This window comes from Paraniabella ginsengisoli (genome assembly GCF_022513635.1).
Classification (GTDB): domain Bacteria; phylum Bacteroidota; class Bacteroidia; order Chitinophagales; family Chitinophagaceae; genus Niabella; species Niabella ginsengisoli.
This window is the reverse complement of the sequence record NZ_JAKWBL010000001.1, coordinates 214269-237852: the sequence shown is the minus strand read 5'-3', so window position 1 is coordinate 237852 and position 23584 is coordinate 214269. Positions and strand designations below refer to the sequence as shown.

Here is a 23584-nt window from a genome sequence, read left to right as displayed (position 1 = left end):
GCGGGATTTTTTTGTTATACTATGCTTGATATACTTAAATCATTTCTCTTTTTTAAGCATTTGGGCATCCAAGTTTGCATAGTTCTCGTATCTTTGAATACTAATTTTTATTAATCATGACACAAATTCAACTATTGGGCGCTTTAGGCACTAATGAAATAATCATCATTATGGTAATTGTACTGCTTATGTTTGGCGGTCGTAAAATTCCAGAGCTGATGAGAGGTTTGGGCAAAGGTGTACGTGAGTTTAACGACGCTAAGGACAATGTGAAAAAGAAATTGAAGAAAGCGCTAACACGATCACTACTGAGCCTAAAAGAGCCACAGAGTAATCAACAATTGTTATTTTAGTCTATCAGCTTCTAAGCTGAGGCTATTGATAGAGTAAAGCGTTTAAATTTGGACAGATAAACTGAATGTTTTATTCTATCTTATTTTACTGACTTACAAAAGCCAAACCTTTTGCCAGAATTTGTTTCTATTGCCCACTACCACCAACAATTAAGAGAGGGTAAAACATCTTGCTTAGCTACTGTAGAAGATTATCTTCAAAAAATTAAGGAAAAAGCGCATTTAAATGCGTTTATTGAAGTGTATAGTGAAGAAGCATTGGCTAAGGCACGAGAGCTTGATACACTATCCTCTTCGAAGGGAAAGCTGCATGGGGTCGTTATTGGTATTAAGGACGTAATTTGCTATAAAGATCATACACTAACAGCATCATCAGAAATACTTAAAGGTTTCACTTCTATTTTTTCAGCAACAGCGGTTGAAAGGCTGCTTGAGGAAGGTGCTATTATTATTGGCCGGCTGAATTGCGATGAATTTGCTATGGGTTCTACCAATGAAAATTCAGCATATGGGAAAGTGCTTAATGCAGCTGATGAAACGCGTATTTCCGGAGGTTCCTCAGGAGGTTCGGCTGTTGCTGTGCAGGCCGGTTTATGTATGGTTTCTTTGGGAAGCGACACAGGAGGATCTGTGCGGCAGCCTGCTGACTTTTGTGGCATAATTGGCCTAAAACCAACTTATGGGCGCATTTCAAGATATGGACTTATTGCGTATGCCTCATCTTTCGATCAGATAGGTGTATTTTCTATTAATATTCCTGACGCGGCTTTGCTTTTGGAAGTAATGGCCGGTACAGACGATTTTGACAGTACTGTTGCTTCGCAACCGGTTCCCGCCTATTCTAAAGAAATGGAAACTGGTAAAAAATACAGGATAGCGTATTTTAACGAAGCGCTATCGCATCCAGGCTTAGATCCTGCCATTTCTGCAGCTATTCAAAACAAATTAGAAGATTGGAAAAAAGATGGGCATACTGTTGAGGAAGTACATTTCGACCTGCTTGATTATATTGTTCCGGCTTATTATATTCTAACTACTGCTGAAGCTACATCAAATTTATCCCGCTATGACGGAGTTAAATATGGATATAGAGCCAAAAATGATATAAATAACCTTGAATCATTTTACAAACAAAATCGCTCTGAAGGTTTTGGTTGGGAAGTGAAGCGACGTATAATGCTTGGCAACTTTGTTTTGAGTTCAGGCTATTATGATGCTTATTTTACCCAGGCGCAAAAAGTTAGGCGAATTTTAACAAATCAATTATCCCTGATATTCAAGGATTTCGACTTCGTTTGCTTACCTAATTCCCCCTCTGTTGCCTTTAAAATTGGCGAAAAAATGGACGACCCTGTTGCCATGTATATAGCTGACATATACACAGTTATGGCAAACTTAACAGGAGTTCCAGCCATCTCCCCCCCTGTTTACCCATCCTGAAAACAATATGCCTTTTGGTCTTCAACTAATGGCTTCTCCCTTTAATGAGTTATCTTTGCTTTCTTTCTGCAACAATATTTTAAAGAAATAAACGTTATTAATAATTCTATAAACTACCAAACCCATCCTAAACTAGTAATTGACTACATTTTAAAAAACATTTTATTAAGAATGAATAATAAAAAGCAGGCAGTGAGGCATTATGGAATGGTTGTTCTTTTTTGCTCCCTTACATCTCTTTCATTTGCACAAATCAGTCCTTTAGCGGCTGTTTCTTCTAACATCAGCAACGCGTCTGAGGCGGTAAAAAAGCCGATCCTAAAAGTGGCTTTAAAAATCTGTTTGAAGGCTCAGCTGGCGCTGAAAAAGTAGTAACACTAAAAGGTGTGAGCATGGAGCATTTGAATCCACAGGCTCTTATTTTTGTTCAGGACTACATGGAAAGGCACTCTGATGATTTAAAGGAATTACAGACTTGGGGTAAGCCATATTTTGATATGATGGATGATGTGCTAGCGAAAAATAATATTCCCAAACAGCTAAAATACCTGGCAGTAATCGAGTCAAACCTGAAAGCATCAGCTACATCCTGGGTTGGTGCAGTAGGGCCATGGCAGTTTATGCCCGCTACTGCACGCACCATGGGCTTACATGTTAGCCGTGGACAAGATGAACGCCGTGATTATTTAAAAAGCACAAAGGCGGCCAGCAAATATTTAAATTACCTTTTTGATATTTATGAAGATTGGCTTTTGGTTGTTGCAGCCTACAACTGTGGGCCCGGGCGTGTAAATTCAGCTATTGCTAAAGCGGGTTCAAGCGATTTCTGGAAACTTCAGTATTATTTGCCAACAGAAAGCCGTAACCATGTAAAAAAATTCATCGCCACTCATTACATAATGGAAGGAGAAGGCGGAATTACTACAGTTACTAAAGAAAAAGCGCTTGCGATGATGGCTACTGTGAAGGATGAGGTCACTTCTAAAGATGTAAAAGTTCAGACTATCAGTGGCCGGTATAATTCTAAGGCGATCATCAAACATCTTGGAATGAATATCGACGAGTTTAGCCAGATGAATCCAAGCATGGACAAGGTATTAGCTTCAAATAATACCTACCAGTTAAAATTACCTATTGAGAAAATGGAGATTTTTCTTTCTAAGAAAAATGAGATGTTAAACGAATCCATTCAAATGCTCATCAATCCTGAGTATAGAAATTAATCCAATATTTAAAAGATTATTAAACCGCCTCAAAAGGCGGTTTTTTTATGCCTGCCGAATGAAATATGGCTGCATAAATTTGATTTGAATACCGCAATTATGAACATGATACGCTTTATATAATTGAAATTCAAATCTGACCTACCTAAGCGAAGTGGAGGAATCTCTTTCGCTAAAGTAGCTGCTTGTACAGGGAAGGCTGCTCGGCTACACTATGTTAAGCTGCCAATGATGTTGCCATAGTGGGTTTCAGTCATCGTCATTCAAGGTCCTCTCGTTATTCCGACTACAGCGAAGCGGAACGGAGGAATCTCTTTCAATAAGTAAGTTGCTTGTAACGGGAGATTGCCCGGCTTCACTACGTTACGCTCGCAATGAGGTTGGGGAAGGTAGTTATCATTGTTGCTTGGGATTTAGGTAGGTCTTCACAAAAGTATCCACAAAAAAACCCGTCAGTAATCGACGGGTTTTATATAATATTTAATGAAACTATTATTGATCTGTAACCTGGAACGTAATAGGCTGTTTTCTGTAAGCCTTTACTTCTCTACCGTTTTGAACGGCAGGTTGCCATTTACCTGATCTTTTAATTACTCTCATTGCTTCTTCTTCCATACCGTGACCTTGTTTTGTCAATGCTTTAACGTCACTAACATTACCTGCAACATCCACAATAAACTGAATGATCACAGTATAAGTTCCTGGAGAAGCGCCATTATCAACAGCAACCTGTCCATCAAGATTCCTTTCAAGGAAAGAACGCCAGTTACCCGGATATTTGGCATCAACCTCAACTTTAGTAAATACTTCAGGTTCCTTTTCAACCGGTTTAGCTTCTACCAGACCTTTACCGGCATCCGCCGCTGCAGGTGGTGTAACAATTCCGATATCTTTGATACCTTCCTGGTTGATATTACCAATTTTGGTTTCTTTCAATTCTTCCACAGCGGGTGGTGGCTCCTTCACTTCCTCATCTTTTACGATTTTAGGAGGTGTAAATTGCTTCATCTCAATTTTAGGGGTGGCGCCTGCTTGGGCGGGGGTGGCGGAGGTGGTGGAGGTGGTTCCTCCGGTTTCTCCTGCTCAATCTGCTGGATCGTAACTTCATTGATCTTAACTGCTTCAGTATCATCAGAACCTTTCAACTGGTTATTAAGATAGATACCCCCGGCAATAAGCGCAAAGCCAAGTACCGTAAACCCTAACGCCATGATCATACGCTTTCTGTAGCTTCGACGAAGCTCATAGGCGCCATAGCTTTTATTACGGCCTTCGAACAGAAGATCCAAGAAGTCAGTGCTTAAAATTTTATTGGCTTCCATTGTTCTTTTAATTTGTTAATAATAAGATGCTGTACGTGCCATTTTCCACACGTTCATCAATTTTACTGCGCCGGTGGTGCAGCAGCAGGGGCTGAGCCTTGCGATGCAGTTATAAGATCTTTCTCTGTATCAAACGGATCTATCAAAGCATAACGCGCTACTTTATTAATTGTCATTTCATCTAAAAGATCAATAACATTTTTGTAGTTTGCCTCTTCTGTAGGTTTAATCAATACAAAGAAATCTTTTTGGCGACAGTCAGCAGGGTTTTTACCCTCTTGTCTTGCTTTTGCTTCACATGCGGCATCTGTAACGTAAGAAGCTTCAACTTGCTTCTTCTTTTTTATGATTGCAGATCTAATTTCTTTAAAATTTGTAGATTGAAAGTTGCTGCCATCCGGCGCCAACTCTCCTTCGTAATAAAAAAGATTATTATCCTTACCTACCATAATTGTAAGCGCACCCGATTGTTTTACTTTGGTTTGATCTTCTTCGTTCTTATTATCCTTCGGCATATTGAGATCCATCGTTGTAGGAGAACTCATTGTTGCTGTAAAGATGAAAAACGTAATAAGTAAAAAACCCAGATCCACCATCGGCGTCATGTCCACGCGCGTGCTTAGCTTTTTGGCTTTTTTACGCCGGGGCCTTTCTTGTGGCCGCCGCCGTCACCGCCTTCTAAACTTGCCATAACTAAAAATTAGGTTTAAAAATTAAAAACTATTGGTTCCTTTCTCTCCATAACTCGCTGCCTTCCGGCGCTCCTTCTGGCATGGTAACCAGGTTATATTTCTGCTCATCATTCTTCTTTAAGGCTTCTATCACAGCCTGAAAAGCCGGGAATTTTGATACATTATCGCCTTTGATGAGGTACTTAAGCGGCTTACCAGCGAAAGCAGTACGCGTAGCAGCAATCCAATAATACAACTCATTATTAGCTGAATCTTTTACCGGAATACCTTCCTGCACATACTTCTTCTTATCATCATTAGACATAGCTAAAAACGCACCCAGTTTATTGAAAGGCACACCAATCATATCACCAGGAAAGTAATTCTTCGCCTGTGCATCAGAAACTGGAATGTTTCTTGCCTGAGCCGCGCCTTTGATAATATCAACTGCGATTTGCGGATCATTTTTAGCCATGATGGAAAAATACACCTTGTCATCTTTATCGATACTGATCAGAACCGCATCGTTTTCAGGTAACTTTTGAGAAGAGACCGAATTAGGAGTTGTAATTGGAACTGCCTCTGCTGGCTTAAACTTTGTAGCCATGATAAAAAACGACAGGATCAGGAATGCCACATCCACGAAGGGTGTCATGTCCGTATCGGTCGATTTTTTTACTATATTAACTTTTGGCATTTTCTATTAAATTTTGATATATGACGAATTAATTCGGATTTTCCATAAAACATTATTCGTCTTCTTTGCAATTATTTATACAAAGAAGCGAATGATTGAGTTAAAGTAAATCCAGATTCATCAATACCATAAGTAATGCTGTCAATTCTTGTAGTAAGCATGTTATAGAAAATCAACGCTAAAGCAGAAGTACCGATACCCAATGCAGTATTGTAAAGGGCCTCAGAGATACCAACCGCAAGAGCTGAAGAATCGCCGCCTCCACCGCTGCTACCAAGAGCCGCGAAAGAACGGATCATACCCATTACCGTACCTAACAACGCAATAAGTGTAGCTCCTGATACGATAGTTGAAAGGAATACCAGGTTTTTCTGAAGCATAGGCAATTCAAGCGCAGTAGCCTCTTCTACTTCTTTTTGTATAGAAGCAACCTTTTGTTCTGTATCCAAACCATTGTCGCTGATCATTTCTTTGTAACGACGCAAACCTGCTTTCATTACATTACCTACAGAACCTTTTTGCTTATCGCACTCTGCAATTGCTGCATCTACGTTTTTATTAGCTAAGTGATACTGCACTTTACGCACGAAGTTGTTGATGTTGCCTTTGCCCAACGCTTTACCAATGGTTAAAAACCTTTCGATAGCGAAAACAATAGTCATTAATAATGTACCAATCAAAAGAGGCACAATGATACCACCTTCGTAAATCGCATTGAATGCTCCTTTAGGTCCTTTGTGGTGAGGCCAAAAACCACCCGCTTCATCAGGCACTTCAAACCCTGTAGGGTTGCCCATTCCAAACCTCCAAATAACATAACCCAATATAATACATAAAATTGGGGCAAGCCACGAGATAGCATTACCGCTTTTTTTGGGTTGCACAGATGTTGTTGCTGCCGCTACCGGCTTAGCTTGATTTTCCGCCATGATCTTAGTTTTTTTGTTTTTTAAATATTAAAGCTTGTGAAATAGATTACAATTCTAACAAAAAAATTTTATAACAAAATTTTTCTCTGTTATTTTTTTCTCATTTAAGAAGTAAAAGTTTTTAGCAATTTTTTCAGATTTAACAAAAGCAATATCTTATTTATAGATTAATGAAAAGGCTTTTCATATTGCAGATTAGCCCGGTTAATTGGCCATGAATATAAGAATTTTGTTGGTAAACAAATACATTTTGTTTTTTTGGAAGGTTGTTTAAAATGAATTAACCGATACTTTTGCCTTGCATTAAAATCAATCATAAAAAATAATACTCATGTCAGAAATTACATTAAAAGGCAATAAGATCAATACGTCAGGCACACTGCCCGAGGTTGGTAGCAAATTAAAAGATTTCACTTTGGTTAAAGATGACTTATCAGAAAAGAGCCTGTCCGATTATCAGGGTAAAAAATTGGTTCTTAACATCTTCCCAAGTGTAGATACAGGTATTTGCGCGGCTTCTGTAAGGAAATTTAACGAAGAGGCCAGCTCGCTTGACAACACTGTAGTTGTAAATATTTCTAAGGATTTGCCCTTTGCACTCAAGCGTTTTTGTGCAGCAGAAGGACTTAACAATGTGGAAACCCTATCTGATTTTCGTGGTAGTTTTGGTACCGATTACGGTGTGTCGCTTGTTGATTCTGGTATGAAAGGGTTACTGAGCCGTGCTGTAGTTGTGGCCAACGAAAACGGGGAAATAACATATACCGAGCAGGTTCCCGAAATAGCGCAGGAGCCTGATTATAATGCTGCCCTGGCTGCACTAAAATAATAAAAAGTTAATTAAAAAGCCCCGGCTAAAATTTTAGCCGGGGCTTTTTGTGGCCTCGCCCAGAATCGAACTGGGATCTGGAGCTTCGGAAACTCTTATACTATCCATTGTACTACGAGGCCAAAAATTCAAAAAACAAATTCTAATTCTAGAATACTACAAAATAACAACCTCTTTAACTATCCCCGTCCGACCAAGGTCATCCGGACTGGCATTTACTACGAGGCTTTTTTCGCGGCTGGCAAAATTAAGTTAAAACACTTAACCTTAACGCTATTGTTTGTCAAAGTTTGAGCAGCATTTTTATCTTTTATAAAACAAAGATTTTAAAAGTCTTTACATAATCTATCCACGACCTCTATGAGAAGTTTCCTTGTATATAATTTTTCTGCATTTTTTATTATATCATTTTCAAAAAATGTTATGTACCTTTTGTGGATGTAGTCTCACATATGATTAAGAATACATGGTATACTTTTTGGAAACGTTGTATTACAATCAATCTTCTAATTCATTAAATTCACCACTATGGCAAAATATTCTAAAGCCGCCGGCAAGTCTGTAAAAACAGCAATGCGCAAAATGAAAAAAGGCAAATTAACCTCCGGCACATCTGACAAAAAAGTAACTTCCAAAAAGCAAGCCGTTGCTATTGGCCTGTCTGAAGCCAGAGAAAAAGGCGCAAAAGTCCCTGCAAAAAAACAGCAGCTAAGAAAAAAGCGGCAGGTAAAAAAGCTACACCCGCTAAAAAAGCTGCTCCAAAAAAGGTGGCGGCTAAGAAAGCGGCTCCGAAAAAAGTAGCGGCTAAAAAGGCGGCTTCCAAAAAATCAACACCAAAAGCAGCACCAAAGAAAAAAACAGCAGCTAAGAAAAGTGCACCGGCCAAGAAGAAGTCTGCAACTACTCCATTAAAGAAATCGCCGGCCAAGAAAAAATCATCTGCGAAAAAAACAGCGTCAACTTCAAAAGCAAAAATGCCCGGCGAAACTTCTGACACCGGAGCATTTGTTGATAATGATGCTAACACTACAGTAGATGAAACAATAACCAATAATGATATAAACAATAGCATTACGCCTGAAGCGCAGGAAGGAACAGCAGTTTTTTCAGGTTCGCAACCTGATCAGAAATGGATGCCAGATGACTTGAAAACTTCACCACACGATTCCTTTCATGGAAATATAAATCCATCAAAAGCAAAGACCGGCGTTAAACCTTCCGGTAAAAAACCACTTTGGGATTCTAGGAAATAAAATTTAAAAGAGAGCCGCTGAAATGTTTCAGCGGCTCTTTTAATATCGAAGTTGTTTAAACTTATTTTTTTACCACATAGCAACATAGGTTTTATAATAAACAGGAAGCACAAGAAACATATAAGTTTTATTTACAAGAATTATGTTCCGCCAAAGGCGAATCTATATATCCTCAAATGAAGCAAATGCTATGTACCTATGTGCTAATTTCAAAAAGTCTAAACAAGTTTATCACGCGTCAGTCTACAAATCCTGAAATGCCTTTCCAGCATCTTTAACCATTATTTCGTTTTTTACCTCACCAATAATCTGGCCCTGATAAATACTATTATGACCTGACATCAAGTAGGCAACAACACAAGCTAATCCAACATACACACCGCAATCTGCGCCAAACAATTCTATTCCCATTAAAGTACAAGCCAAAGGAGTATTGGTTGCGCCAGCAAATACCGCTACAAAACCCATTCCTGCTAATAAGCTAACCGGCAGCGGAAGAAATAAAGATAAAGCGCTACCCAACGTTGCGCCTATAAAAAACAAAGGCGTTACTCACCGCCCTTAAACCCTGCTGACAAAGTGATAACCGTAAAAGCAATTTTTAGTAGAAAGACCTGAGGCTCCATTTGGTCATCAAAAGCTTCAACAATACCGGCTATTCCTAAGCCAAGATATTTGCTTGTGCCTAATAAATAAATCAGGCCAATGATTATTAAACCACCAATGACGGGTCGAAGTGGAGCATAACTAAATGTTGATTTGAAGAGAGATGTAGCTCGATGTAGCAACCGGCTAAACAATGCGGCGCATAAGCCAAAAATAATTCCTGCGGCAACTACATATAAAATAGCCGTTATTGAAATCTTCGGAACATCTGAAATATGATAATGCGTATGGCCAACCTGCCATAGCCTTGTAACCATATCAGCAAAGATGGAAGCTGCAAAGGCAGGTAGAATAGCATTGTAACGTATCCGACCAATTAAAAAAACTTCTAATCCAAATACAGCACCGGCTAAAGGTGTGCCGAATACAGATCCAAAACCGAGCTACAGACGCAATCAATAAAATGCGCCTTTCTTCATTTGTCAGCCGAAAAGGTTTGCTAAGCTGGTCAGCAATTGACCCTGCCATTTGTATAGCTGTTCCTTCACGTCCAGCAGAACCACCAAACAAATGAGTTAAAATAGTTCCCGCATAAACAAAAACCGCCATTTTTAAAGGAATTTTATTGGCTGGCTGATGAATCGATTTCAATATCAGGTTGTTCCCTGATTCAACACTTTTACCGTAATGATGATACACCCAACCAATAAGGAACCCCGCCGCAGGCAATAACCAAATGATCCATTTATGTTGTTCGCGAAAAGATGTAACCCAATTAAGAGAAGTCAGGAAAGCAGCAGAAGCCGAGCCAATTAAACCACCAAGAATACTGCATATAAGCAACCATTTAACTATAAAGGAAAACCCGGGATATTTTTTGAAAAGATTGCTTAACCCTGTAAAAGTATGTTTGAATGATAGTGACTGGTGAGTGGACATAATTTTCCTGATTAAAATTTTTATAATTGATTAATCAGGCGTCATCAGCCTCGCATTGGCGGGCGGTTGGGTAAGGAAGAACACCATTTCCTTTTTGCTTTGCGAAGATACATACGATGTACGAATTACGATGTACGATTTTTTTGTGCTGGATAAAATTGCTAAATATTGCTGTGATACGTACATCATTCACCGTACATCATACATTTACTGTAATAGCCCTGCTGCATTAGCAGCAAATATTTTTACTGAAATAGCTAAAAGGATCACACCAAAAAACTTTCTGATAGCAATCAATCCGCTTGGGCCTAACAACCTTGATATAGTACTAAGCGATTTTAAAACAGTGTAAATAACGATCAGGTTTAATACAATGGCTATAAAAATAGTTTGCACCTGGTAATTAGCTTTTAAAGACATAATAGTTGTTAACGTTCCCGATCCGGCAATTAGGGGAAACGCCAGCGGAACAACCGTAGATGCTTTTACGTCACCGTCGGATTTGAAAAACTCAATACCTAAAACCATCTCCAGCCCCAAAATAAAAATAACTATAGAACCCGCTACAGCAAAGGATTTCACGTCTAAACCTAAAACATTCAGAATGGGATCTCCCAAAAATAAAAATAAGATCATTAACGCTCCCGCTATTATAGTTACACGAAACTCTCTTATACCACCTGCCTTATTTTTTATAGAAATAAGAATAGGTACAGACCCGATTATATCAATAATAGCAAAAAGTGTAAATGCAACGGTAAGTATCCCTTTATAGCTAAAATCCATATTGCTTGTTTGGTTTTTGGACAATCTGAAAATGCCACAACGAATATAAACTATTGTTTTTGCTATTAAACATTGGTTATAAATGAATAGATAGAATAGTTACCTTAAAGAGCCTCTCTATCAAAGCTTAAGCCGTAGGCCTACGTTTAAAGACCTTCCTAAAACATCGTATCCATATACTTCATAATAATCTGCATCCAGCAAATTTGTAACCTGCGCAAAAACTTTTAGTTTCTGTTTAAAAAAGTATATTCTCCGTATATGTCCCAAAGGCTATAAGCTGTAAGAGGTACATTCAATTGGCCATAAGGAGGTACGGATTCAAAATACAAATCATTTCTTTTCCCGAAGTTTTGAAAATTGGTACTCACAAAAAATGATTCCGTTACCTGGTAACCCAGGTTGGCACCGAAGGCATGTTTGGGCCTTTTAAAAAGATTATTATAAGTAGTATCACCTACCGCGGCTGCAGTAGTCACTTCGCCTTCCGTAAAAGTGTAAAATAGTTTTAGCCTGATATCATCAGTAAAGCGGATGACTGATTCAATCTCCACACCATGATCTTTTTGGCGATTATAATTTATATACTGCTGGTTTTGATAAGCAATTATATTTTTTGTGTTTCGCGAAAAGCCAACTACGCGTATATCGAACTTTTCATCTGAAGTAGTATATTGAACACCCCCGTCTATAGTATTTGATTCTTCAGGTTTAAGTTCAGGATTTGCACCAAAAGAACCATACAACTCGGAAAGTACCGGCACTCTGAAAGCTGTTCCATAATTTATAAAAAGTTTCAGCTTGTTGCTGATCGAATAAGATGGATTGATGGAATAGGTAAAATTATTTCCGTACCTGGAATGATTGTTTAAACGGCCACCTACTTCCATATTAAATCCTTTCCAGTTTTTAAGAAATAGAGAAACATAAGGGCTTACCATTTGTACACTCGTATCCCCACTGGTAGGATTGGGATCTTTCATGGTAATATCATCATATCTTACGCCTACTAATGTTTGAAAGTATTGATGCCAATCTACTCTACTAAAAATCTCTGCGGTCTTTTTGTTTCCTTTGTAAGCCTTTACAAATCCTTCCGGATATTGTCTTTCAACATCATCAAAAGAAAAAATACCGGTAATGCTTGCCTTGTCAAAACTGTATTGGGCCTGGGTTCCGGTTGAAAGTAATTTTGAAAGGAACGCGTTTTGTCCGCCAACGAATGCATTATTAGCAAACGTGCTTTTAAAATAAGCATAACGAAAGAAAGGTTTTACATGAAACCGATCTGTTACAGCGCCATCAATATCAATACTGGCGGCGTTTCGCAGCATCCCATTCCGTGGAAAATTTTGATTTCCCAAAGTATCTTTTGCTTCTGCTATACCTCCCGTTTCATCATGCATGAAAGAGATATTATAAGAAGATCCGCCTAAACTTCCATTTAATCCGGCATGGGCTTTAAGCGTGTTATAACGGCCATAGCTGATTCCTCCATACAAACTGGCCGGTTTTTCCATCCCTTTCTTTGTAATAATATTGATCACACCAGCTACTGCGTCAGTTCCATATAATGTACTTTGCGCGCCTTTCAATATTTCTATTCTTTCAATAGCATCAACAGGAAACATTCTTAAATCAAAAGCACCGCCAACTCCGGTAGGATCATTTACAGGCACACCATTCACTAAAATAACAGTGTATGCGTTTGCAGCACCTCTTAAATACACACTCTTATCTTTTCCCGGTTGGTATTACTACCGTTAACAATAAGTCCCGCCTGCTCATTAAGAATTTGCGAAACATCCTTACCGCCCGCCTTCTCCAGATCTTCGCTCGTAATGATCGTTACTACCTTACCTGTTTCACTTATCTTTTTAGGAAAGCGGGTTGCTGTTACGGTTACCTTTTCGAGATTTTCGTTAAGCGTTTCGGTTTGCGCCTGTAGTGTGCTGTAAAAAACAACAGCAACCACTACTAAAATTTTTCTTTTCATTGTTTGATAGAAACTTTAGTTTGACTGCTTCCGGAAATAAACAATAGGAAATATAAGCGCCGCAGCGGTTACACTCCATGCCTTTCACCCGAAAGCCTGAATGATTATAAAGATTGTGGCAGGTCTTCTGGCTTGGCCCTTCTTCAAAACCTTCCCATTCCTTATTCGGAACAGTGGTTATCTATTGAAGCTTGTAGCTCCTGTTGGAGCTGGGCCAGCTTACAGCTACGGGGATAGCGCCGGATTTTCACCGGACTTCCCTTTTAATGCTATGCCTGAGGCAGAGCAACCAAAATCGCCGCGAAAGTAATGAATTGTAAGAAGGTTTGTTCTACAATAAGTTCTAAGCAATTAATTTTTATTGAGTCAGCAATAAACATATCTCATCAGTATTGCCACGCTCGCTTGTACAGCAGCATAAATATCAACCTATATAAACAACGCCATTTCGCGTCAACCTGGTCTGACGGCCTCCGTCTGACCACGCTAATGTGGTAACTTTTCTCTTAAATAGCCGTAAACCCAGGTGCCAGCCACGGCGCATATCAATACAACTATAACTACTAAAGCTCCCGTTCCGATTTGTGCAAATAAAGGACCCGGACAAGCGCCTGTCATAGCCCAACCTAAGCCAAACAAAAGCCCACCGAAAACCTGTCCCTTGTTAAATTTCTTAGATTGAAAAGTAATAGTTTCTCCACGTATGGTTTTTATGTTGAACTTTTTTATCACCCATATAGAAATCATTCCCACAAATACAGCGCTGCCAATTACGCCATACATATGAAAGCTTTGAAAACGGAACATTTCCTGTATCCTGAACCACGAAATAATTTCGGCTTTCACAAATACAATCCCAAACAAAACGCCAACAATAAGATATTTTATATTGTATAACCATGAATGTTTAGTTCGAGAGTTACTTTCACTAGCTTCATTAATCTCAACCTCAAAATCTGCAATACGGGTTTCACTAAAGTTTTTCATAGCCGTTTTTATAATTTCATAATTATTGGAAGGATCAAATTGGCCATTACAAAACCGCCAATCATAAAGCATATGGTTGCAATAAGCGATGGCCATTGCAAATTGCTTAAACCCATAATTGCATGGCCGCTTGTACAGCCGCCAGCATAACGCGTTCCAAAGCCAACCAAAAAACCTCCTGCTACCAATAGTAAAAAACCTCTTAGTGACAGCAATCCATCCCAACTAAAAATTTCTTTGGGCAGCAAATGTTGTGTATCATATATGTTATAGGTTTTGAGTTCAGCTAATAATGCCGGTGCCACTTCTACTTCATTAGGGTTTGATAAGAAATAAGCCGCCACGTAACCGCCGATCAAAATACCTCCAACAAAAAATAAATTCCAGGCTTCTTTTTTCCAATCGTATTTGAAGAAAGAAATATTGGCTGGAAAACAGGCGGCACATATATATGCCGCAAATTTGAAGAAATACCAAACTTCTTATTACCTAACAATAAAAGAGCGGGGACAATCAATCCTATCAGGGGTCCCGCTATATACCACGGCCAGGGTTGTTTTATTAGTTCGATCATGATTAAAGTTCTTTATATTTTCGAATGTTATAATTTGATCACACTTATCACTTCATGTATAATAATATAAATGCCCATTATTAACACAAACCATCCAAAGCTTTTTTAAGAACAGTTGCTTCTATGCGCTTTCCTATTGCCGATCCTATAAATATACCTACAACAGAAATGCCTGTTACTGTCAGTAATAAATCCCAATCCATAATATGATGAGTAATGTCATCAGCAAAGCCGACCAGACTATTCATTGTTATAATAACCAATGATGTGCCTATAGCGGTTTTTACGGGTAAACGCAATAATATCGTCAGTGCCGGTATTAATAGAAACCCACCTCCTGCACCTAACAAGCCTGTCACCAATCCCACAGCTATTCCATAAACAGATACTTTGAAAATGCCAGCCTTTTGCACTGTTGATACGGAAACATCCCTATTATTTTTGATCATTGAAAAAGAAGAGCCGATCATTAAAAACGCAAATAGCAACATTGTTATAAATGCAACAGAGATCTTAAATCCAACAACGTTTAGCATAACAGGCAAATGCGGAATGATGTAATGCCTGATACAAAATACTGTTACCACAGACAAAGTTCCGAAAATGAGAACCGTTTTGATCTCTATTTTTTTATTTACAAAATTTGTTACAGAACCTACAAGGCTTGTTGTTCCTACAATAAATAAGGAATAGGAAGTCGCTAAAACAGGGGAAACATTAAAAAGATAAACTAATATAGGAACGGTTAGTATAGATCCACCTCCACCTATAAGTCCCAGTGAAAGACCTATCAGCAAAGCAACTATATACCCAATTATCTCCATACAGTATACTTACAGTTACACAAATATCATTCAAATCCAACAAAGACATACATCCTGATAAACCGACACATGTAGCAAGAACTATCTTTTAAATATTTCTTTATCTTCAACTTTAATGAAAAAACAACTGGGACTTTTTGATCTCACCATGATCAGCGTGAGCTTTGTTATAGGCATGGGTATTTTTCGGGCGCCCGTTAATGTTGCCGCAGCCACCCCTACGCCCCTTCTGTTTTATTTGTGCTGGATCGCTGGCGGCCTTGTTGCATTATGTGGTGCATTGACATATGCTGAAATTGGTTCGCGCTCACCTATAACAGGCGGATACTATAAAGTTTTTTCTTATGCTTATCATCCGTCTATTGCTTTTGCTATCAATTGTATTATTTTGGTCAGCAATGCTGCTTCTGCCGCCGCTGTGGCGCTTGTTGGCAGCGAATATATTGTTGGCGTTGTTGCTCCCGAGGCCAAAGATGCCCTGTTTATGGCGATCCCATCAAATGCCAGCCATATAAAAACTATCGAGATCATTATTGCAATTACGTCAATAGCGATTTTTTATGTTGTAAATATGCTGGGTTTACGCCTTAGTGCCCGCACGCAGAATGTGTTGATGATTATAAAAATAGGATTGGTGGTATTGCTAATCGCACCCATTTTTTTGCTGATCAGGCAGCGGCTACATCCATTGCTCCATTAAGAACAGAGCAAATTTCAACACCTTTACGGGAATATATAAAAGCTTTTGGAATAGGATTGGTGGCTGTAAGTTTTACCTATGGCGGTTATCAGCAAACCATTAATTTTGGCGAAGAAGTAAAAAACGCCAATAAAACTATACCACGCGGCATACTTTTGGCGATCCTGTTAATTGTTAGTTTGTATATGCTGATTAATTACGCTTATGTTAAAGTAATCGGTTTTGAAGAGTTAAAACAAAGTAAGAATATTGCTGCTATAATGGCTTCAAAAATATTTGGTGCTAAAGCAGAAATGGTGCTTTCTGTATTGTTGTTTTTAGGTGTATTAGCGTATATCAACTCATCACTGCTAAGCAACCCGCGCGTAATGTATGCAATGGGAAAGGACCGGATACTTCCTGTTTCTTTCACACAAAAAACAAGTATGATGCATTTGCTTTGGCAATAAGCGCGTTTGCGATCTTAACAATGTTCATCGTTTTCTGGGCAAAGGAATTTGACAAAATACTCAGCTTTACTATTTTTCTTGATTGTTTTGGTATGGCCTTATCTGCTGGAAGCATTTTTTATTTCAGAAAAAAGACCAAACATCTCAACAATAAAGACATATACAGTATGAAACTGTATCCTTTGCTGCCTATTATTTTTATAGCAGCTTATACTTTTGTAGGCATTAGCATAGCGCTCGATTATGAAAAGAATGATTATGCAGCGTTAACAGGCTTGGGTGTTTTGGCCTTTTTCATGGTATTATATTTTATTTTTTACAGAAATATTAAAAAAGAAACTTTATAATGGATCTTTCATTTATAATTAACGAATTAGGTGAAGAAAGGGATCAGTACTTTAACGCTATCGCTCCTCCGATATGGCAAGCCAGCAACTTTGCTTTTAAAGATGTAGAAAGCTTCAGCAATGCTTTTAAAGATGAAAGGAACGATTATATATACAGCCGCGGCATTAATCCAACTACTGACATCTTGCGAAAAAAGCTTGCTGCATTAGATGGCGCAGAAGACTGTCTACTTTTCAATAGCGGGGCCGCAGCTATTTTTGCTGGAATATTAGCCAATGTAAAAGCAGGCGACCATATTGTTTCTGTAAAAAACCCTTACAGTTCTGCAAAAAAATGTTCGACTCGATGCTGCCAAGGTTTAATGTAACGGTCAGTTATATTGATGGCAAAACGATCAACGAATGGCAGGAAGCCACCAAAGCAACAACCGTTCTTTTTTATCTCGAATCGCCCAACAGCTGGACTTATGAGTTACAACCTTTGGAGGAAATTGCCGCTTTCGCCAGACAGAAAAATATTATCACTTTTATTGACAATACCTACTGCACACCCATTTATCAAAATGTAATGGATATGGGCATAGATATAACCATGCAAACGGCTACAAAATATATTGGAGGGCATAGCGATACTTTAGGCGGTGTGCTTTGTGGCAGCAACGCCCAAATGAAAAAAATATTTGATACCGAATTTATGACCATCGGCAGCGGCTTACAACCTTTTAATGGCTGGCTGTTACTGCGCGGTTTACGAACATTGCCCATGCGTTTAGAGCGCATTAACCAAACAACGCAGCAATTAATCACGTTTTTAGATCAAAATCCCAACATAGAAAAAATCATTTTTCCTTTTCATCCTTCATTCGATCAATATGAATTGGCTAAAAAGCAAATGAAGGCAGCTTTAGGATTAGTAACCATCGTTCTAAAAAATAAAACAAGAGCAGCAATCATACTGTTTTGCGAAAGCCTGAAACACTTTTTAATGGCGGTAAGCTGGGGAGGGCACGAAAGCCTTGTAATTCCCAGGTGTGCTTTTATACCTGAAAACTTATTCGACCCTAATAATGAGAGCCATCGCCACATACGTCTTTATTTTGGACTTGAGGAAGTAGCTTACCTGATGAAGGACTTAGAGCATGCTTTAGATATTTCGGCTCAAAAATAATCAATAGCGAATTTTATAATTCAATAAAGATCAGTAGACTAATTCCCGTTTCTACTTCAAAATCATCTTTTCGTCAATTTTAGGCAAGGCTTATCTGTAAAATCATCTCTGCATTATATTTATTACGCCAAATTACAAATTTGGTATATGTTTTGCTCAAAAAGTAGTTTTGACTTGGTTTAAACCTAATCTAAATAAAATTCGGTCATTTAATATGAATAAAATCATTGCTCTTTTATGTATTGTAATTTTTGTATCAGTTCATGCAGATGCGCAAAAAGGACAAAGGCTTAAAAAATTAGTAGGTAAAAAGTCAAACATATCTGGCACACTTCCATTATCAGTAATTGAAATACCTACAGGAACATTTGTAATGGGAGACGAAACCGACACTTCTTCTGTTTTAAAAAGAGAACAATCCAAGCCGGTGCTAATCAGTGGTTTTTATATGTCGCAAACCGAAATTACCAACGCTCAATATAAAGAGTTTGTTCATTGGGTAAGGGATTCAATAGCTGCTCGGATTTTAGGTGGCGAGTATGTGAACGTCAATTCAGGAGATACCGCAGTAAACTGGAAAAATGCTTCCAAAATAAATTATGCGAATCCGGAAATTATGAGCCGCCTCGGCGACCTTCTGCTTGACCCATCCCGCACATTGAACAATAAAAGAACCATTGACCCCCAAAAGCTTGTTTATTTATTACAGGGGTTTAATTACCAGGAAGCGGCAAAAAGAGAAAACAAAAACAGAGCACCGAGTGAATTCATCTATAAGTATTCCGTTCCCATTTATCCTGACACACTTTGCTGGATGAGGGATTTTGGTTATTCGAACAATGAGCAAATGGCTGTTGGTTATTTTAGCAGCCCAAAATATCAAAATTATCCTGTTGTTGGGGTTAGCTGGAACCAGGCCAGTGCTTTTTGCGACTGGATGACCAAGCAAAAAATAAATACTTACCAGACAAAAAATAAATTAGCCGAAGGTGGTAAATGCCGTCTTCCAACTGAAGCGGAGTGGGCATATGCAGCAAGCCTTAATAATGCTGATGACCCTGATAAGGTAGCCGACAATGATTCTACCGCAGTTGCTGATATTAATGCTGAAGGTAAAATTTTCCCGGTTTATGTAAACGACAGAAAAAGAGGAAAAGCCGGATTATATAATCTGAAAGACAATGTTTCTGAATGGATGATCACTTCTTACTATGAAGGTGGGGAAAATTTTCAAAATAGGTTTAATCCCGATATTCAGTTTGGTACGCCACAATCCCAATCAAAATTTCAAAGAAGAAAAGTATTAAGAGGCGGTAGCTGGAAAGATTCTCCTTATTTAGTTACAACAAAGAACAGGTCTTACGAAGATATGGACGCTACACACTCCTATATTGGTTTTCGTGTTGTCATCAACCTTCCTGAATAATTATTATTCCAACAAAATATAAAACAATAAATAAAACTATATGTCGGCAGAAAAAAATTCGAACATACAACGCTATTTAAATATTTTCTTCTCTCTTGGCGCGGTGCCGGTTCTGTTGGGGGCTCTGTTTAAATTAACAAATACTGCTCCTATTGGCGATCCTGACACATGGTTAAAGTTCGGAATGTACACTGAAGCATTGGTTTTTTTGATTTATGCATTGATGTACGCCTTCAAACCAGAAGCGTTAGATGATGCAACGACAGTTGCTGTAATAGAAAATACATCCGTACAAAAAACATCGCGCACCGGAAGCGCTTTAGCATCAATGGATGAGATGTTGCAGGCCGCAGACATTACTCCCGAATCGTTAAACAGGTTAAGTGATGGTTTTAAATCGCTCGAAGTAAATATCAATAAAATAAGCAGCGCAACTAATAGTGTAGTAGAAACCGAAGAATATGCGAAACAGGTTAAGGAAGCAACACTTTCTATACACAGAGTCAATACATACTATAATAAACTTGCAGAAACTTCTCATGCACTGATCAATAGTGCAGAAGATGCAAAAGCAACGCAGAAAGAAATGGCAGACTTGGCTAAAAACCTGGCTAAACTAAACCAGATGTACAGCAGTATGATCTCTGCAATGCAAATGAAAGGTGCATAGCATAAATCTTCTAAACGCGAAATTCTAAATTTTAAATTCTAAATACATAATTCCAAATGGCTTTACCTAAAGAGCCCCGTCAAAAAATGATCAACGTGATGTATTTAGTGCTTACAGCATTGTTAGCGCTAAATATATCCAGCGAGGTATTGAATGCATTTAGAACGATGGATAAAAGTTTTTTAAATGCCAACGCAACCATCGATAAAAAAACGCAGACCATTTTTTCTTCGCTCGAACAAAAAATAAATGATCCCAAAACCAGGGATCTTGCAGCTATTTGGAAGCCAAAGGCAGACAGAGCAAAGCAATTGTCGGATGAACTGATAGCATATATCGATAATATAAAAACGCAGATACAAAATGAAGCAGGCGGCGCTGATGGCGGTCATTTCAATGAAAAAACACAAATGCTGCCACAAAAATTTTAGTTGAGGGAGATGAAGGAAGTCAGTTACTTAATAGATTAACCGATTATAAAAAAGTCTTTTAGGTATCGATGCAAAAATCAATAACCAGTTTAAAAACAATTTACCATTGGACCTCAGTATGCCTGATGTTCAAAATAAAAGTAACAATAACTGGGAGGCAGCGTATTTCAGAAGAACCCCGGCTATTGCAGCGATCACCATTCTTTCTAAATTTCAAAGTGACATTAAAAATGCGGAAGCACAAGTAGTAGAATATTGTCATAATCAAATTGGTGAAGTACAGGTAGTGTATGATGAATTTCAAGCCCTGGCAACTGCCAATGCGCAGTTCCTGTTACCGGGTAGTGAATTTACTATAACGGCTGGCGTGGGTGCATTTAGTAAAAACGCGAAGCCCACTGTAACTATTGATGGCGTTGCGGTTCCACTTAATGCTAATGGACTGGCAGAATATAAATCAATTGCCGGAGGTCCCGGATCTTATACACGAAAAGTGAATATTTCTTTTATCAAACCAGACGGAACAACAGCCACGCTTACAAAAGATATTAATTATGTTGTGGCATCTCCTACTGGCTTGACCGTAAGTGCAGACGCTGTAAAAGTTTTATATGTTGGGCTTGACAATCCTATTTCAGTTGGTGGCGGTAGCGGAACAAATGCGAAAAATCTTCGTGTATCCATTAACCAGGGATCAATCTCCGGAAGTGGTGGCAAATACATTGCGAAAGTTACAACTCCGGGCACAGCAAAAGTTACTGTAAATGATGGTAAGCAAAATACCAGTTTTGATTTCAGGGTTAAATCTGTTCCAACGCCAACAGCAATGGTAGGCGCAAGCAAAGGTGGACGCATGCGCGTTAACTCCTTCAAGGCGCAAGCTGGCGTACGTGCAGAATTAGAGAATTTCGTGTTCGAAGGCGTTAAGTTTACGGTGTCTAGTTATACGATGACTTTTACAGGTGCAGGATATCCCGAGTTTATGCATAAAGCAGTAAGTGGAAACTCATTTAGTGGAGTGCGCAGCCTTATTGAACGAGCACAACCAGGCAGCACAGTTACTATCGATGAAATAAAAGCTGTTGGGCCTGGAGGAACAAGAACATTACCACCTATAGCATTTAACTTATATTAATAGCAAATAGCTCTTGTTTGTTAAGGCGGTATCATACTATTAAAATCATAAAAATATAAAATGATGAAATTTCGTTTTATCTGTAGCATAGTTTTATTATTGTTCGTTAGCGGAACCGTTGTTGCGCAACGTTCACCTCGAAGTGCTTACGATACACCATCATCTCCATCCAAAAACAATAATAATACTGGCAACAACACGAAAAAAGCAACACAGCCAGAAAAGCCTATTGTTGAGCAAGAAGGTGGTGAAAGCGGCGACTACGATACCAGTATGCCGGAAGCTAACATGCCAATAGAAGTTGTGGAAGATGAAGGTGAAGGCGGATTGTATGGCACAACTAAACCTTCTTTGAGAAAAGATAATATTTTGGTTGATGATAATACAGACAGCGCTGCAACACCACTACCCTATACACCCTTGTATTCAGCTGATGCGATGTACCGGGTTAGAGTATGGCGTACTATTGACGCACGCACCAATCAAAATGCGAAATATTTTTACAACAAAGCTATTGAAGGCGAAGACAACAAACGCCTGATCAATATTATGCTAAAAGCAATTAAAGAAGATAGCATACAGGCTTTTAGCAGTATTGATGACAGGTTTACAACTCCTATAACTTTTGAAGAAGCGCTGGCAGGTTTTGGTGGCGGCACAGATACTTCCGCAAAATATGATATGGAAGGTAATATAGCTGGTTACCAGGTTAGAAGCAGAGCAGTATCACCCGATTCAATATATAAATTCAGACTTAAAGAAGAATGGTTGTTTAATAAACGTGATGGAAAAACTTATGTAAGAATACTAGGCATTGCACCTGTTACCAGCTACACAAGTTCAGACGGATACACTATGGAAAACAGTGAACATGCTATTTTTTGGATTTATTATCCCGACCTGAGAAAAACATTAGTTCGCAATAACATTACCAATCCATTGAATATTGGAGGTTATGTAACATGGGAAGAAGTTTTTGAAAACAGGCTCTTTGAAAGCCGTATTCTTAAATCAACATTAGATGCTGAAAATGGATTTAAGAATACACCGCTAAAAGTAGATCAGGCTGAAGTAATTCAAAAACAGTTGAACAATTTAGGTGCTCGCGGATGGACTAGATAAGCCGAATATTTACGGATCCGGACAACAAAATAATAAAAAGTACAAGAATGAAATTCAATAAAAAAGCGCTCTATATTTTATTTGCTATAATTACCATTTCTGCTCATACAAATGCGCAGGATTACAGACCTCAAAAAAATAGTTTAGGATTTAACTTTGGAGCCCTTACCTATTCCGGCCGTTTTGCTGTGGGAAGTTCCCTTGCCGATCATTCTTCATTATACGCTTCCTTAGTATATAGAAGAAGGGTTTGGGATAAACTATATGTTCGTGCTGAAGCTTTTGGAGGCAGGATGAGAGCTGATAATACAAATATTGAATCTCAGGCTAATAAGCCTAACGGAAGGTTTCAAACTGAAATGGCTGAAGCCACGGTTAAAGCAGAGTATGATTTTTTGGATCTGCATGCACATAAGTTCACACCATTTTTAAATGTCGGTGCCGGTGCATATGGCATGTTCAATTACTCCTCTAGTGTAGGGTTGAAAGACAGAAGCGACAAAATTGGTTTTGTAATGCCAGTTGGTGGCGGTGTAAAATATAAGCTTAATAACCGCATCAAGCTATTAGCAGAAGGCAACTTGAGATTTTTCTCTAAAAATTTAGACGGCAGAACTGGAGGAGACATCAGTAACCCCAACAGATATTATAGTTTTGGCTTTGGAATGATTTATGAACTGGAGCCATTTAATGTACTCTGGTAATTT

General features: G+C 38.5%; 29 protein-coding genes, 1 tRNA gene, 2 pseudogenes and 2 riboswitches. Of the genes and pseudogenes, 17 read left to right on the top strand and 15 right to left on the bottom strand.

What is annotated here, in order from left to right:
- The first annotated feature begins 116 nt into the window (after positions 1-116).
- From MKP09_RS01300 to MKP09_RS01285, 4 genes are all read left to right on the top strand, one after another.
- The gene (locus tag MKP09_RS01300; RefSeq protein WP_240826006.1) at positions 117-353 is read left to right on the top strand and encodes a Sec-independent protein translocase subunit TatA/TatB; all 237 of its coding nucleotides are present in this window, start codon (positions 117-119) and stop codon (positions 351-353) included.
- Between the two features lie 111 nt (positions 354-464).
- A complete protein-coding gene (gene gatA / locus MKP09_RS01295) occupies positions 465-1793 on the top strand; it encodes an Asp-tRNA(Asn)/Glu-tRNA(Gln) amidotransferase subunit GatA (RefSeq protein ID WP_240825998.1) in 1329 nt (442 codons plus the stop codon).
- A 171-nt stretch (positions 1794-1964) separates the two neighbouring features.
- Positions 1965-2165 (top strand): hypothetical protein, encoded by a 201-nt coding sequence (locus MKP09_RS01290; RefSeq protein WP_240825991.1) that lies wholly within the window; start codon positions 1965-1967, stop codon positions 2163-2165.
- Positions 2166-2185: 20 nt separating this feature from the next.
- A complete protein-coding gene (locus MKP09_RS01285; RefSeq protein WP_240825989.1) occupies positions 2186-3016 on the top strand; it encodes a lytic transglycosylase domain-containing protein in 831 nt (276 codons plus the stop codon).
- Positions 3017-3508: 492 nt separating this feature from the next.
- Here the strand turns inward: MKP09_RS01285 and MKP09_RS01280 are convergent, their stop codons facing one another.
- The 5 genes from MKP09_RS01280 to MKP09_RS01260 form a co-directional block, all read right to left on the bottom strand.
- Complete coding sequence (locus MKP09_RS01280; RefSeq protein WP_240825987.1) at positions 3509-4024, bottom strand: energy transducer TonB; 516 nt, start codon at positions 4022-4024, stop codon at positions 3509-3511.
- On the bottom strand, positions 4021-4305 hold the full coding sequence (locus tag MKP09_RS01275; RefSeq protein ID WP_240825985.1) for a hypothetical protein: 285 nt from the start codon (positions 4303-4305) through the stop codon (positions 4021-4023). The genes MKP09_RS01280 and MKP09_RS01275 overlap by 4 nt, the downstream gene beginning before the upstream one ends.
- 95 nt (positions 4306-4400) lie before the next feature.
- Positions 4401-4943, bottom strand: coding sequence for an ExbD/TolR family protein (locus MKP09_RS01270; RefSeq protein ID WP_240829057.1), 543 nt, complete (start codon positions 4941-4943; stop codon positions 4401-4403).
- Positions 4944-5058: 115 nt separating this feature from the next.
- The gene (locus tag MKP09_RS01265) at positions 5059-5706 is read right to left on the bottom strand and encodes an ExbD/TolR family protein (RefSeq protein ID WP_240825983.1); all 648 of its coding nucleotides are present in this window, start codon (positions 5704-5706) and stop codon (positions 5059-5061) included.
- Positions 5707-5777: 71 nt separating this feature from the next.
- On the bottom strand, positions 5778-6635 hold the full coding sequence (locus MKP09_RS01260; protein WP_240825981.1) for a MotA/TolQ/ExbB proton channel family protein: 858 nt from the start codon (positions 6633-6635) through the stop codon (positions 5778-5780).
- A gap of 331 nt (positions 6636-6966) precedes the next feature.
- Here MKP09_RS01260 and tpx point away from each other — a divergent pair, with 331 nt between their 5' ends.
- On the top strand, positions 6967-7464 hold the full coding sequence (gene tpx / locus MKP09_RS01255; RefSeq protein WP_240825979.1) for a thiol peroxidase: 498 nt from the start codon (positions 6967-6969) through the stop codon (positions 7462-7464).
- Between the two features lie 50 nt (positions 7465-7514).
- On the opposite strand, the gene MKP09_RS01250 is transcribed toward tpx, so the two are convergent.
- Positions 7515-7586 (bottom strand) — tRNA-Arg (locus MKP09_RS01250).
- Positions 7587-7992: 406 nt separating this feature from the next.
- Here MKP09_RS01250 and MKP09_RS01245 point away from each other — a divergent pair.
- Entirely contained in the window at positions 7993-8265 is a 273-nt protein-coding gene (locus tag MKP09_RS01245; RefSeq protein ID WP_240825977.1) for a DUF6496 domain-containing protein, read from the top strand.
- Positions 8232-8717 carry a hypothetical protein gene (locus MKP09_RS01240; protein WP_240825975.1) on the top strand — a complete coding sequence of 162 codons (486 nt, stop codon included), beginning with the start codon at positions 8232-8234 and terminating at the stop codon, positions 8715-8717. The genes MKP09_RS01245 and MKP09_RS01240 overlap by 34 nt, the downstream gene beginning before the upstream one ends.
- A gap of 243 nt (positions 8718-8960) precedes the next feature.
- Here the strand turns inward: MKP09_RS01240 and MKP09_RS25155 are convergent, their stop codons facing one another.
- From MKP09_RS25155 to MKP09_RS01205, 9 genes and pseudogenes are all read right to left on the bottom strand, one after another.
- Positions 8961-9260, bottom strand: coding sequence for a chloride channel protein (locus tag MKP09_RS25155; RefSeq protein ID WP_262915061.1), 300 nt, complete (start codon positions 9258-9260; stop codon positions 8961-8963).
- A 5-nt stretch (positions 9261-9265) separates the two neighbouring features.
- A pseudogene (locus tag MKP09_RS25150) lies at positions 9266-9703 on the bottom strand (chloride channel protein); the annotation flags it as partial.
- Positions 9642-10262 (bottom strand): chloride channel protein, encoded by a 621-nt coding sequence (locus MKP09_RS25145; protein ID WP_262915060.1) that lies wholly within the window; start codon positions 10260-10262, stop codon positions 9642-9644. The gene MKP09_RS25145 and the pseudogene MKP09_RS25150, both read right to left, overlap by 62 nt.
- Positions 10263-10290: 28 nt before the next feature.
- Positions 10291-10362, bottom strand: a riboswitch (Fluoride riboswitch).
- Between the two features lie 107 nt (positions 10363-10469).
- Positions 10470-11048, bottom strand: a complete 579-nt coding sequence (locus tag MKP09_RS01230) for a MarC family protein (RefSeq protein ID WP_240825973.1) — start codon at positions 11046-11048, stop codon at positions 10470-10472.
- Between the two features lie 227 nt (positions 11049-11275).
- On the bottom strand, positions 11276-12778 hold the full coding sequence (locus tag MKP09_RS01225; RefSeq protein ID WP_240825971.1) for a TonB-dependent receptor plug domain-containing protein: 1503 nt from the start codon (positions 12776-12778) through the stop codon (positions 11276-11278).
- On the bottom strand, positions 12769-13044 hold the full coding sequence (locus tag MKP09_RS01220) for a hypothetical protein (protein WP_240825959.1): 276 nt from the start codon (positions 13042-13044) through the stop codon (positions 12769-12771). The genes MKP09_RS01225 and MKP09_RS01220 overlap by 10 nt, the downstream gene beginning before the upstream one ends.
- Before the next feature lie 100 nt (positions 13045-13144).
- Positions 13145-13353, bottom strand: a riboswitch (cobalamin riboswitch).
- 177 nt (positions 13354-13530) lie between these two features.
- On the bottom strand, positions 13531-14031 hold the full coding sequence (locus tag MKP09_RS01215) for a YeeE/YedE family protein (RefSeq protein ID WP_240825958.1): 501 nt from the start codon (positions 14029-14031) through the stop codon (positions 13531-13533).
- An 8-nt stretch (positions 14032-14039) separates the two neighbouring features.
- The gene (locus MKP09_RS27180) at positions 14040-14390 is read right to left on the bottom strand and encodes a YeeE/YedE family protein (RefSeq protein ID WP_317235161.1); all 351 of its coding nucleotides are present in this window, start codon (positions 14388-14390) and stop codon (positions 14040-14042) included.
- Positions 14391-14685: 295 nt separating this feature from the next.
- A complete protein-coding gene (locus tag MKP09_RS01205) occupies positions 14686-15429 on the bottom strand; it encodes a sulfite exporter TauE/SafE family protein (protein ID WP_240825956.1) in 744 nt (247 codons plus the stop codon).
- A 115-nt stretch (positions 15430-15544) separates the two neighbouring features.
- Between MKP09_RS01205 and MKP09_RS25135 the strand changes: the two genes are divergently transcribed.
- The 10 genes and pseudogenes from MKP09_RS25135 (at position 15545) to MKP09_RS01155 (ending at position 23581) form a co-directional block, all read left to right on the top strand.
- The gene (locus MKP09_RS25135; protein WP_262915059.1) at positions 15545-16129 is read left to right on the top strand and encodes an amino acid permease; all 585 of its coding nucleotides are present in this window, start codon (positions 15545-15547) and stop codon (positions 16127-16129) included.
- A gap of 59 nt (positions 16130-16188) precedes the next feature.
- Positions 16189-16578 carry an APC family permease gene (locus MKP09_RS25130; RefSeq protein WP_317235227.1) on the top strand — a complete coding sequence of 130 codons (390 nt, stop codon included), beginning with the start codon at positions 16189-16191 and terminating at the stop codon, positions 16576-16578.
- 167 nt (positions 16579-16745) lie between these two features.
- Positions 16746-16925, top strand: a complete 180-nt coding sequence (locus tag MKP09_RS01195) for a hypothetical protein (protein ID WP_240825954.1) — start codon at positions 16746-16748, stop codon at positions 16923-16925.
- Positions 16925-18093, top strand: a pseudogene (locus MKP09_RS01185) (trans-sulfuration enzyme family protein). Before MKP09_RS01195 ends, MKP09_RS01185 begins: the two are co-directional and overlap by 1 nt.
- Positions 18094-18307: 214 nt before the next feature.
- A complete protein-coding gene (gene porK / locus MKP09_RS01180) occupies positions 18308-19519 on the top strand; it encodes a T9SS ring complex lipoprotein PorK/GldK (RefSeq protein ID WP_240825931.1) in 1212 nt (403 codons plus the stop codon).
- Between the two features lie 40 nt (positions 19520-19559).
- Positions 19560-20189, top strand: coding sequence for a GldL-related protein (locus MKP09_RS01175; RefSeq protein WP_240825930.1), 630 nt, complete (start codon positions 19560-19562; stop codon positions 20187-20189).
- A 56-nt stretch (positions 20190-20245) separates the two neighbouring features.
- Positions 20246-20620, top strand: coding sequence for a hypothetical protein (locus MKP09_RS25125; protein ID WP_262915057.1), 375 nt, complete (start codon positions 20246-20248; stop codon positions 20618-20620).
- Positions 20621-20726: 106 nt separating this feature from the next.
- Positions 20727-21755 carry a GldM family protein gene (locus MKP09_RS01165; protein ID WP_262915056.1) on the top strand — a complete coding sequence of 343 codons (1029 nt, stop codon included), beginning with the start codon at positions 20727-20729 and terminating at the stop codon, positions 21753-21755.
- Between the two features lie 60 nt (positions 21756-21815).
- Positions 21816-22877: a type IX secretion system ring subunit PorN/GldN gene (gene porN, locus MKP09_RS01160; protein WP_240825928.1), complete on the top strand. Its 1062-nt coding sequence runs from the start codon at positions 21816-21818 to the stop codon at positions 22875-22877.
- Positions 22878-22924: 47 nt separating this feature from the next.
- Positions 22925-23581 carry a DUF6089 family protein gene (locus tag MKP09_RS01155; RefSeq protein WP_240825926.1) on the top strand — a complete coding sequence of 219 codons (657 nt, stop codon included), beginning with the start codon at positions 22925-22927 and terminating at the stop codon, positions 23579-23581.
- Positions 23582-23584: the final 3 nt, after the last annotated feature.

What these genes read in the sequence shown, in the direction of transcription:
- MKP09_RS01265 (WP_240825983.1), bottom strand. Translation starts at nt 5,706, where the DNA reads ATGCCAAAAGTTAATATAGTAAAAAAATCGACCGATACGGACATGACA.
- MKP09_RS01300 (WP_240826006.1), top strand. Translation starts at nt 117, where the DNA reads ATGACACAAATTCAACTATTGGGCGCTTTAGGCACTAATGAAATAATC.
- MKP09_RS01220 (WP_240825959.1), bottom strand. Translation starts at nt 13,044, where the DNA reads ATGAAAAGAAAAATTTTAGTAGTGGTTGCTGTTGTTTTTTACAGCACA.
- MKP09_RS25125 (WP_262915057.1), top strand. Translation starts at nt 20,246, where the DNA reads ATGGCTTTACCTAAAGAGCCCCGTCAAAAAATGATCAACGTGATGTAT.
- MKP09_RS01155 (WP_240825926.1), top strand. Translation starts at nt 22,925, where the DNA reads ATGAAATTCAATAAAAAAGCGCTCTATATTTTATTTGCTATAATTACC.
- MKP09_RS01195 (WP_240825954.1), top strand. Translation starts at nt 16,746, where the DNA reads ATGAAACTGTATCCTTTGCTGCCTATTATTTTTATAGCAGCTTATACT.
- MKP09_RS01270 (WP_240829057.1), bottom strand. Translation starts at nt 4,943, where the DNA reads ATGACGCCGATGGTGGATCTGGGTTTTTTACTTATTACGTTTTTCATC.
- MKP09_RS01280 (WP_240825987.1), bottom strand. Translation starts at nt 4,024, where the DNA reads ATGAAGCAATTTACACCTCCTAAAATCGTAAAAGATGAGGAAGTGAAG.
- tpx (WP_240825979.1), top strand. Translation starts at nt 6,967, where the DNA reads ATGTCAGAAATTACATTAAAAGGCAATAAGATCAATACGTCAGGCACA.
- MKP09_RS01215 (WP_240825958.1), bottom strand. Translation starts at nt 14,031, where the DNA reads ATGAAAAACTTTAGTGAAACCCGTATTGCAGATTTTGAGGTTGAGATT.
- porN (WP_240825928.1), top strand. Translation starts at nt 21,816, where the DNA reads ATGATGAAATTTCGTTTTATCTGTAGCATAGTTTTATTATTGTTCGTT.
- MKP09_RS01175 (WP_240825930.1), top strand. Translation starts at nt 19,560, where the DNA reads ATGTCGGCAGAAAAAAATTCGAACATACAACGCTATTTAAATATTTTC.
- MKP09_RS25135 (WP_262915059.1), top strand. Translation starts at nt 15,545, where the DNA reads ATGAAAAAACAACTGGGACTTTTTGATCTCACCATGATCAGCGTGAGC.
- MKP09_RS01285 (WP_240825989.1), top strand. Translation starts at nt 2,186, where the DNA reads ATGGAGCATTTGAATCCACAGGCTCTTATTTTTGTTCAGGACTACATG.
- MKP09_RS01230 (WP_240825973.1), bottom strand. Translation starts at nt 11,048, where the DNA reads ATGGATTTTAGCTATAAAGGGATACTTACCGTTGCATTTACACTTTTT.
- MKP09_RS01245 (WP_240825977.1), top strand. Translation starts at nt 7,993, where the DNA reads ATGGCAAAATATTCTAAAGCCGCCGGCAAGTCTGTAAAAACAGCAATG.
- MKP09_RS25145 (WP_262915060.1), bottom strand. Translation starts at nt 10,262, where the DNA reads ATGTCCACTCACCAGTCACTATCATTCAAACATACTTTTACAGGGTTA.
- porK (WP_240825931.1), top strand. Translation starts at nt 18,308, where the DNA reads ATGAATAAAATCATTGCTCTTTTATGTATTGTAATTTTTGTATCAGTT.
- MKP09_RS01205 (WP_240825956.1), bottom strand. Translation starts at nt 15,429, where the DNA reads ATGGAGATAATTGGGTATATAGTTGCTTTGCTGATAGGTCTTTCACTG.
- MKP09_RS01290 (WP_240825991.1), top strand. Translation starts at nt 1,965, where the DNA reads ATGAATAATAAAAAGCAGGCAGTGAGGCATTATGGAATGGTTGTTCTT.
- MKP09_RS01260 (WP_240825981.1), bottom strand. Translation starts at nt 6,635, where the DNA reads ATGGCGGAAAATCAAGCTAAGCCGGTAGCGGCAGCAACAACATCTGTG.